Source organism: Streptomyces cahuitamycinicus (assembly GCF_002891435.1).
In the GTDB taxonomy this organism is placed as follows: domain Bacteria; phylum Actinomycetota; class Actinomycetes; order Streptomycetales; family Streptomycetaceae; genus Streptomyces; species Streptomyces cahuitamycinicus.
Map to the genome: position 1 here is coordinate 1 of NZ_POUC01000367.1, position 8,127 is coordinate 8,127.

General features: G+C 68.1%; 6 protein-coding genes. All 6 read right to left on the bottom strand.

Annotation, left to right across the window (positions count from 1 at the left end; translation table 11 throughout):
- Positions 1 to 1,717, bottom strand: a 1,717-nt coding sequence (locus tag C1J00_RS33275; RefSeq protein WP_245936600.1) for a pyridoxal phosphate-dependent aminotransferase, incomplete at its 3' end; no start/stop codon positions are given.
- A 171-nt stretch (positions 1,718 to 1,888) separates the two neighbouring features.
- Complete coding sequence (locus C1J00_RS33280; RefSeq protein WP_102912695.1) at positions 1,889 to 3,037, bottom strand: aldose epimerase family protein; 1,149 nt, start codon at positions 3,035 to 3,037, stop codon at positions 1,889 to 1,891.
- A 73-nt stretch (positions 3,038 to 3,110) separates the two neighbouring features.
- Complete coding sequence (gene mmsB, locus C1J00_RS33285; RefSeq protein WP_102912696.1) at positions 3,111 to 4,355, bottom strand: multiple monosaccharide ABC transporter permease; 1,245 nt, start codon at positions 4,353 to 4,355, stop codon at positions 3,111 to 3,113.
- Entirely contained in the window at positions 4,352 to 5,902 is a 1,551-nt protein-coding gene (gene mmsA / locus C1J00_RS33290) for a multiple monosaccharide ABC transporter ATP-binding protein (RefSeq protein WP_102912697.1), read from the bottom strand. Before mmsA ends, mmsB begins: the two co-directional genes overlap by 4 nt.
- A gap of 46 nt (positions 5,903 to 5,948) precedes the next feature.
- Positions 5,949 to 7,061, bottom strand: coding sequence for a multiple monosaccharide ABC transporter substrate-binding protein (gene chvE, locus C1J00_RS33295; protein WP_369333491.1), 1,113 nt, complete (start codon positions 7,059 to 7,061; stop codon positions 5,949 to 5,951).
- 141 nt (positions 7,062 to 7,202) lie between these two features.
- Positions 7,203 to 8,127: hypothetical protein (locus C1J00_RS33300; protein ID WP_102912699.1), on the bottom strand; the 925-nt coding region annotated here is incomplete at its 5' end.

The window sequence follows — 8,127 nt, forward strand, 5'->3', positions numbered from 1 at the left end:
CCGGCTGAGGAGCGGGCTGCGGCACCGACTGCGGCATCTGGGGCTGCGGTATGTGCGGCTGCGGTATGTGCGGCTGCGCTATCTGCGGCTGCGCTATCTGCGGCTGCGGTATCTGGGGCTGCGGTATCTGGGGCTGCGGTATCTGGGGCTGGGGCATCTGCGGTTGTGGCATCTGCGGTTGCGGCATCTGGCCCGCAGCCGGCATCGGCATCCCACCGCCCGTGCCCGCCGGTACGGCGGACGCGGCGGCGGGGAGCGGCATGCCGATGCCGGCGGCCGGGGCGGGCGCCGGGACGGGAGTCGGTGCGGGCGCCGGGGCAGCGGTGAGTCCCTGCCCACCCGTACTCGCGGCCGCCGGGGCGAGCCGCACCCCGCCCGTACTCGCGGCCGCGGGGGCGAGCCGCACCCCTCCCGTGCTCGCGGCCGCCGGGGCGAGCCCCGGTCCCGGGGCGGCAGCCGGCGCCGAGGCCATCCCCACCGCCTGCGCCGCGAGCCCTCGCATGCCCGACCCGTTCGTCTCGCTCACCAGACGGTCCACGGCCGCCGTACCCGAGCTGTAGCTGTTCCCGTTGCCCGGCTCGGGTACGGCGGCTCCCCTCCTGGACGTCCCGTAGAGCACCTGTTCCAGGCCGGACACCAGGCGACGCACGTCCACCTGGGGGCGCACCACGAGACGCAGGAAGCGACTGGACGAGCCGATCTTGTTGCCGCACTCGCGGACCAGGATCCGGTGCTCGGTGAGCATGCGGTCCCGGACCACGGTGCCCTCGGCACCCACGGGGAGGCGCACGAAGAGGAAGTTGCCCTGCGACGGGTAGACCGTCAGCCCGGGCAGCGAGGAGAGCTGGCCGGACATGTCCATCCGGTCGCGGCGGACCTGGTGGAGGCTCTGCGCGTACTCGGCGCCGTGCTCCTTCAGCATGAAGACGACGTGCTCGGCGAAGGAGTTGAGGTTCCACTTGGGGAGCATCGAGCGGATCCGGCCGGCGAGCGCCGGGTTGGCGACGAGGTAGCCGAAGCGGATGCCGTGCAGGCCGAAGTTCTTGCCGAGGCTGCGCAGCACGACGACGTTGGGCCGCAGCATCGCCTCCTGCACGACGGACGGTTCGGCCTCGGCGTCCGCGAACTCCAGGAACGACTCGTCGATGACGATCAGGTCGAGGTCGGCCATGGCGTCCATGAACTGCACGACGGCGTGCTTGTGCAGGAAGCCGCCGTCGGGGTTGTTGGGATTGCAGATCACGGCGACGCGGGTGCCCCGGGCGCGGATGAACTCGGCGTACTGGGCGAGGTCCAGGGCGAAGCCGCTGGACTCCTGGAGCGGGAACATGTCGACCCGCTTGCCGGTCTCCATCGGCTGGTCGGTCCAGCGGCCGAAGGTGGGGACGGGGACGGCGAGGGACTCGCGCACCAGCAGGTGGTCGATCCACGTGATGAGCTCGGTGGAGCCGTTGCCCATGGCCACGCACTGCGGCGGCAGCTGGAGCAGGCTGCACAGCTCGGCCGTGATCGTGTCGGCGCTGGACGGGTAGTACGTGATGATGTCGCGCAGCCGGCCCGCCATGTCCTCGAACATGGCCGGGGTCGGGAAGTACGGGTTGCAGGGGATACAGAAGTCCACGGGGCCGGCTTCCTCGCCGCCCTCGCGTGTCAGAGCCGCCATCGACGGGCTGTGTGCCGCGGTACTGCGGAACAGCGACGTGACGTTGTCGGCCATGGAACCTCCGTATGAGGCGGGTCCGTTGGGGACGGCCGGACCCGACGTTTAAGGGCGGCCCGCGCGGGGGAGCGCGGGCCGCCCATTCATACGGAGGCCACGGTGACACCGTTCAACCGTCGGGAAAACGGTCGGAACGTGTGTTCAACCTGTGAAGACCTGTCAGTGGCCTCAGCAGCCGAACGTGTGGATCGTCGTCGTCCGGTAGGTCTCCCCCGGTCGCAGCACCGTCGACGGGAACTTCGGCTTGTTCGGCGAGTCCGGGAAGTGCTGCGTCTCCAGGCACAGGGCGTCGCCCTGCCGGTAGGTGCGGCCGGACGGGCCGGTCAGCGTGCCGTCGAGGAAGTTGCCGGAGTAGAACTGCAGGCCCGGCTCGTTCGTGGCGATCTTCATGGTGCGGCCGGAGGCCGGGTCGCGCAGGGTGGCGACCTGCTCGGGGCGGGCGGTGATGCCCTTGTCGAGGACCCAGTTGTGGTCGAAGCCCTTGGCGGTCACCAGCTGCGGGTGGGAGACGCGGATGTCCCGGCCGATCGGCTTGGCCCTGCGGAAGTCGAAGGGGGTGCCCGCGACCTTGGCCAGCTCGCCGGTGGGGATCAGGCCCGCGTCGGTGGGCGTGTAGCGGGAGGCCGCGATCTGGAGCTCGTGGTCCTCGATCGTGCCGCTGCCCTCACCGGCGAGGTTGAAGTAGACGTGGCTGGTGAGGTTGACGACGGTGGCCTTGTCCGTGGTGGCCTCGTAGTCGACGCGCCAGTCGCCGTGCCGGGTGAGCGTGTACGTCACCTTCGTCTTGAGCGTGCCCGGGTAGCCCATCTCGCCGTCGACGCTCGTGTAGTACAGGTGCAGACCGACGTCGGAGCCCTTGGTGAACGGCTCGACGTCCCACACGCGCTTGTCGAAGCCCTGGGTGCCGCCGTGCAGGCTCTGCTCGCCGTCGTTCACGGACAGCTGGTAGTTCTTGCCGTCGAGGGTGAACTTGCCCTTGCCGATGCGGTTGCCGTACCGGCCGATCAGCGCTCCGAAGTACGGGGTCTTCGCGACGTAGTCCTCGAGGTTGTCGAAGCCCGCGGAGACGTTGGCGTACCGGCCGCGACGGTCGGGGATCTCCAGGGACTGGACGACACCGCCCCAGGAGAGGACCTTCAGACGGGTGCCGCCGTTCTCCAGCGACCAGCTGTAGACCTTGGTGCCGTCGGCCAGCTTGCCGAAGAGCGTCTTCACCGGCTTCCTGCCTCCCGTGGCGTGCGCCGTGCCGCTGAGTGTGGTGGCGGCTAAACCCGCCGCCGCGGCTCCCGCGATGACCGTGCGTCTGTTCAGTTCCATGTGCGGCTCCGCTTCATTGGGAAACTGCGTGGGAAAGAACCGGGCTCCGCCTCCCGGCGGGGCCCGGTCCGACTTACGAACCGACCTTGCGCTTGTTCCACACGTCGAACCCGACCGCCGCCAGCAGCACCATGCCCTTGATGACCTGCTGCCAGTCGGTGCCGATGCCGACGAGGTTCATACCGTTGTTCAGCACGCCCAGGACCAGGCCACCGATGATCGCGCCGAGGACGGTGCCGACACCGCCGCTCATCGACGCACCGCCGATGAACGAGGCGGCGATCGCCTCCAGCTCGAAGTTGAGGCCGGCCTTGGGAGAGGCCGCGTTGAAGCGGGCGGCGAAGACCAGACCCGCCAGGGCCGCGAGCATGCCCATGTTCAGGAAGACCAGGAAGGTGACCTTCTTGTCCTTCACACCCGACAGCTTGGCCGCCGGGAGGTTGCCGCCGATGGCGTAGATGTGGCGGCCGATGATCGCGTTGCGCATGACGTAGCCGAAGCCGACGAGCAGCACGCCCAGGATGAGCAGCACGATCGGGGCGCCCTTGTAGCTGGCCAGCAGCATGGTGAGCGTCAGCACCGCGGCGCCGATCGCGACCAGCTTCAGCAGGAACAGCTTCGTGGGCGGGACGTCCAGGTCGAACTCCTGCTGCCGCCTGCGGTCGCGGACCTCCTGGAAGATCACGAAGGCGATCATCGCGAAGCCCAGCAGCAGGGTGAGGTTGTGGTAGTTCGTGTTCGGGCCGACCTCCGGCAGGAAGCCGTTGGCGGCCTTCTGGAGGCCCTCCGGGAACGGGCCGAGGGTCTGGCCCTCCAGGAAGATCTCCGTCAGGCCGCGGAAGATCAGCATGCCCGCCAGGGTCACGATGAACGACGGTATCCCGCCGTACGCGATGAAGAACCCTTGAACGGCACCCGCGACCGCACCGACGGCCAGGCACAGCACCACGGCGAGCGGCCACGGCAGATCCTGTTTGACCATGAACACGGCGGCCATGGACCCGACGAACGCCGTCAGTGAGCCCACCGACAGGTCGATGTGGCCGGCGATGATGACCAGCATCATGCCGATCGCGAGGATCAGGATGTAGCTGTTCTGCAGCACCAGGTTGGAGACGTTGCGCGGCAGCAGCAGGTCACCGTCGGTCCATACGGCGAACAGGACCACGATCAGGCCCAGCGCGATCAGCATGCCGTACTGCCGCATGTTGCGGCGCATGCCGTCCATCACCAGCTGCAACAGGCCGTCGGCCGCGGCCCCTCCGCTCTTGCCCGGCGGCGCGGGGGCCGGGCTCTTGGCGGTCACGTCCGTGCTCATCGGGTTACCTCTTTGTCCTTCGTCATCTGACGCATCAGCGATTGCTGGGAGGCCTCGGCCCGCGAGAACTCACCCGTCAGCCGCCCCGCGGCCATCGTGTAGATGCGGTCGCACATGCCGAGCAGCTCGGGCAGCTCGGAGGAGATGAAGACGACCGCCTTGCCCTGGGCCGCCAGCTGGTCGATGACCGTGTAGATCTCGTACTTGGCGCCGACGTCGATGCCGCGCGTCGGCTCGTCCAGGATCAGCACGTCCGGACCCGAGAAGATCCACTTGCTGAGGACGACCTTCTGCTGGTTGCCGCCGGACAGCTTGCCCACCGGCTCGAACACCGTCGGCGCCTTGATGTTCATGGACTTGCGGAAGCCCTCGGCGACCTGCCGCTCCTCGTGCTCGTCGACCACACCGCGCTTGGCGACCTTGCCCAGGGCGCTCAGCGAGATGTTCCGGTTGATCGTGTCGATGAGGTTGAGGCCGTAGTGCTTGCGGTCCTCGGTGACGTACGCGATGCCGTGCTTGACCGCCTCGGGGACGGACTTCGTACGGATCTCCTTGCCGTCCTTGAGGACGGTGCCGCCCGCGTACCGGCCGTAAGTCCGCCCGAAGACGCTCATCGCGAGTTCGGTGCGGCCGGCGCCCATGAGGCCCGCGATGCCGACGATCTCCCCGCGGCGCACGTGGAGCGACACGTCGTCGCACACCTTGCGCTGCTGGTCGATCGGGTGGTGCACGGTCCAGCCCCGGATCTCCAGGGCCGGGGCCGCGCCCTCCTCGGGCTCGTGCGGCGACCGCTCCGGGAAGCGGTTCTCCAGGTCGCGGCCGACCATGCCGCTGATGATCCGGTCCTCGGTGGTCTCCTCGGCCTTCACATCGAGGGTCTCGATCGTCTGCCCGTCGCGCAGGATCGTCACCGAGTCGGCGACCTTGCGGATCTCGTTGAGCTTGTGGGAGATGATGATCGAGGTGATGCCCTGCTTCTTCAACTCCAGGATGAGCTCCAGGAGTTTGCCGCTGTCCTCGTCGTTCAGCGCGGCGGTCGGCTCATCCAGGATGAGCAGCTTCACCTTCTTCGACAGGGCCTTGGCGATCTCCACGAGCTGCTGCTTGCCCACGCCGATGTCGGCGACGCGGGTGTCGGGGTGGTCGGCGAGACCGACCCGGCGCAGCAGCTCGGTGGCGTGCCGCAGGGTCTCGGTCCAGCTGATGATCCCCCGGGTGGCGTGCTCGTTGCCGAGGAAGATGTTCTCGGCGAGGGAGAGGTAGGGCACCAGGGCCAGTTCCTGGTGGATGATCACGATGCCGCGCTCTTCGCTGGCCCGGATGTCCTTGAACTGGCAGACCTCCCCCTCGAAGAGGATGTCGCCCTCGTACGTGCCGTGCGGGTGGAGGCCGGAGAGGACCTTCATCAAGGTCGACTTGCCGGCGCCGTTCTCCCCGCAGATGGCGTGGACCTCGCCCTGGCGGACGGTCAGTGTGACGTCCGACAGCGCCTTGACGCCGGGAAAGGTCTTGACGATCGAGCGCATTTCCAGGACGGGTCCCGCCATGGTCGTGCCTTCCAATCAGTGGTGAATCGTCGGTCGGTGGCGGGGACTACTTGACGTCGCTCTCCTTGAGGTAGCCGGAGTCGATGAGCTCCTTCTGGTAGTTGCTCTTGTCGACGGCGACCGGCTCCAGCAGGTAGGCCGGGACGACCTTCGCGCCGTTGTCGTAGGTCTTGGTGTCGTTGACCTCGGGCTTCTTGTCCTTCAGCAGCGCGTCGACCATGTTCGAGGACACCTTGGCGAGCTCACGGAGGTCCTTGAAGACGGACATCGACTGCTGATCGGCGATGATCGACTTCACCGAGGCGACCTCGGCGTCCTGGCCCGTGACGATCGGCAGCGGCTTGCTCTTGGAGCCGTAGTCGTCCGACTTCAGCGCCGACAGGATGCCGATGGAGATGCCGTCGTAGGGGGAGAGGACCGCGTCGACGCGCTCGCTCTTGTAGGCCGAGGTCAGGATGTCGTCCATGCGCTTCTGGGCGGTGCCGCCGTCCCAGCGCAGGGTGGTGACCTGGTTGAGCTTGGTCTGGCCGGAGCGGACGACGAGCTGCTTCTTGTCGATGTAGGGCTGCAGGACCTTCATCGCGCCGCCGAAGAAGTAGCGGGTGTTGTTGTCGTCGTTGGAGCCGGCGAACAGCTCGATGTTGAAGGGGCCCTTCTTGGAGCCGTCCTTCAGGCCGAGCTTCTCGACGATGTAGGTGCCCTGGAGCTCGCCGACCTTCTCGTTGTCGAACGACGCGTAGTAGTCGACGTTCTGCGAGCCGAGGATCAGGCGGTCGTAGGAGATGACCGGGATGTTCGCGTCCTTGGCCTGCTGGAGGACGTTGTTCATCGACTTGTTGTCGATGGCGGCGATGATCAGCGCCTTGACGCCCTGCGTGATCAGGTTCTCGACCTGCGACACCTGCTGGTCCGGGTCGTCCTCGCCGTAGACCAGCTTGGTCTTGTAGCCCTTGGACTCCAGCTCCGTCACGACGTTCTTGCCGTCGGTGATCCAGCGCTCGGAGGACTTGGTCGGCATCGCGATGCCGATGGTGGCGCCCTTGGCGCTGTCCCCGCTCTCCTCGCTGCCGCCCTCGCTGCTCTGCCCGCAGGCGGACAGGGTGAGGGCGAGGGACGCGGCTCCGGCTATGGCGGTGAGAGCGGCTCTGCGGTTACGCATGATCATCATCCTTGATCTGTGGCAGGGCTCGGTCTGAGAGGCGCGAAGTCGCTCCGGTTGGTCGTGCCGGAAAGACCGAGAAGAGATGTGTCGGATTGTGGTTGGCTGTGTCTTCTTTTGTGAAGCCGAGTAGCCGGAACGTTATGACGAGATTTCGAACCGTTGCAGATCGCCCGGCAGTCGCGACCCGAGCGGCGCCATGTCGCCGTCCGCTCCGTGGCGGGCCAGCAGGTCCAGGGCGAGCCGGCCGCGCCGCACGCGCTCCTTGGCGGTGGCCAGGGTCAGCTCCCGCATGTGGTGCCCGTAGGGGTAGATCCCGGGTGTCTTGGACAGGCCGAACTTCAGGTAGAGCGGTGCGCCGCGCCGGATGAGCTCGGCGACCTCGTACATCCGGACGTAGCCGCCGAGGTCGTCGGGGGCCTCGATGTACATGTCCATCGGAGCGCCCGACACCCGGCGGATCTCCGTGAGGTGATCGAGCGTCAGGTCGCTCGGCACATTGACCGAGTCGGCGCCGAGGCGCTCGTAGACCGCGTACGCGGCCGGGTTGACCGGCCCGATGAGCGCGGAGACCTTGAGCGTGGTGTCGGCCGGGATGATCCCGGCGGCCCGCGCCCGGTGCAGCGTCCACAGCACGCCCTCGTCGGCGACGAGCAGGCACTTGACGCCCAACTCCGTAGCCCTGACGGCGTCTTCGACACAGCCGGCGACGGCGTCGTGGCCCCTGGCGCGCAGACCGGCCCCCCGCGAGTCGGTGCGCGTGGACCCGCCGATGTCCCAGGTGCCGCGCGGGCCGGTGAACAGGCAGAGCTCGATGTCGCGCTCGCCGGTCGACTCGACCATCTCGGTGATCTCGGCGTCGGTCAGCATCCACACGCCGCTGCCCTGGCTGATCCGGTGGATCGGCACGTCCAGCCGTGACGCCTCCTTCAGCACCACCGCCAGCGCCTCGGGGCCCTCGCAGGAGGGGATCTCGGTGCGCCAGCGTCCGCCGCCGGGGAAGGAGTGCGGCGAGGCGTCGGCGGGGTCGGGGGCGGGCGCGCTCAGGCCCAGGGCGGTGAGCGCC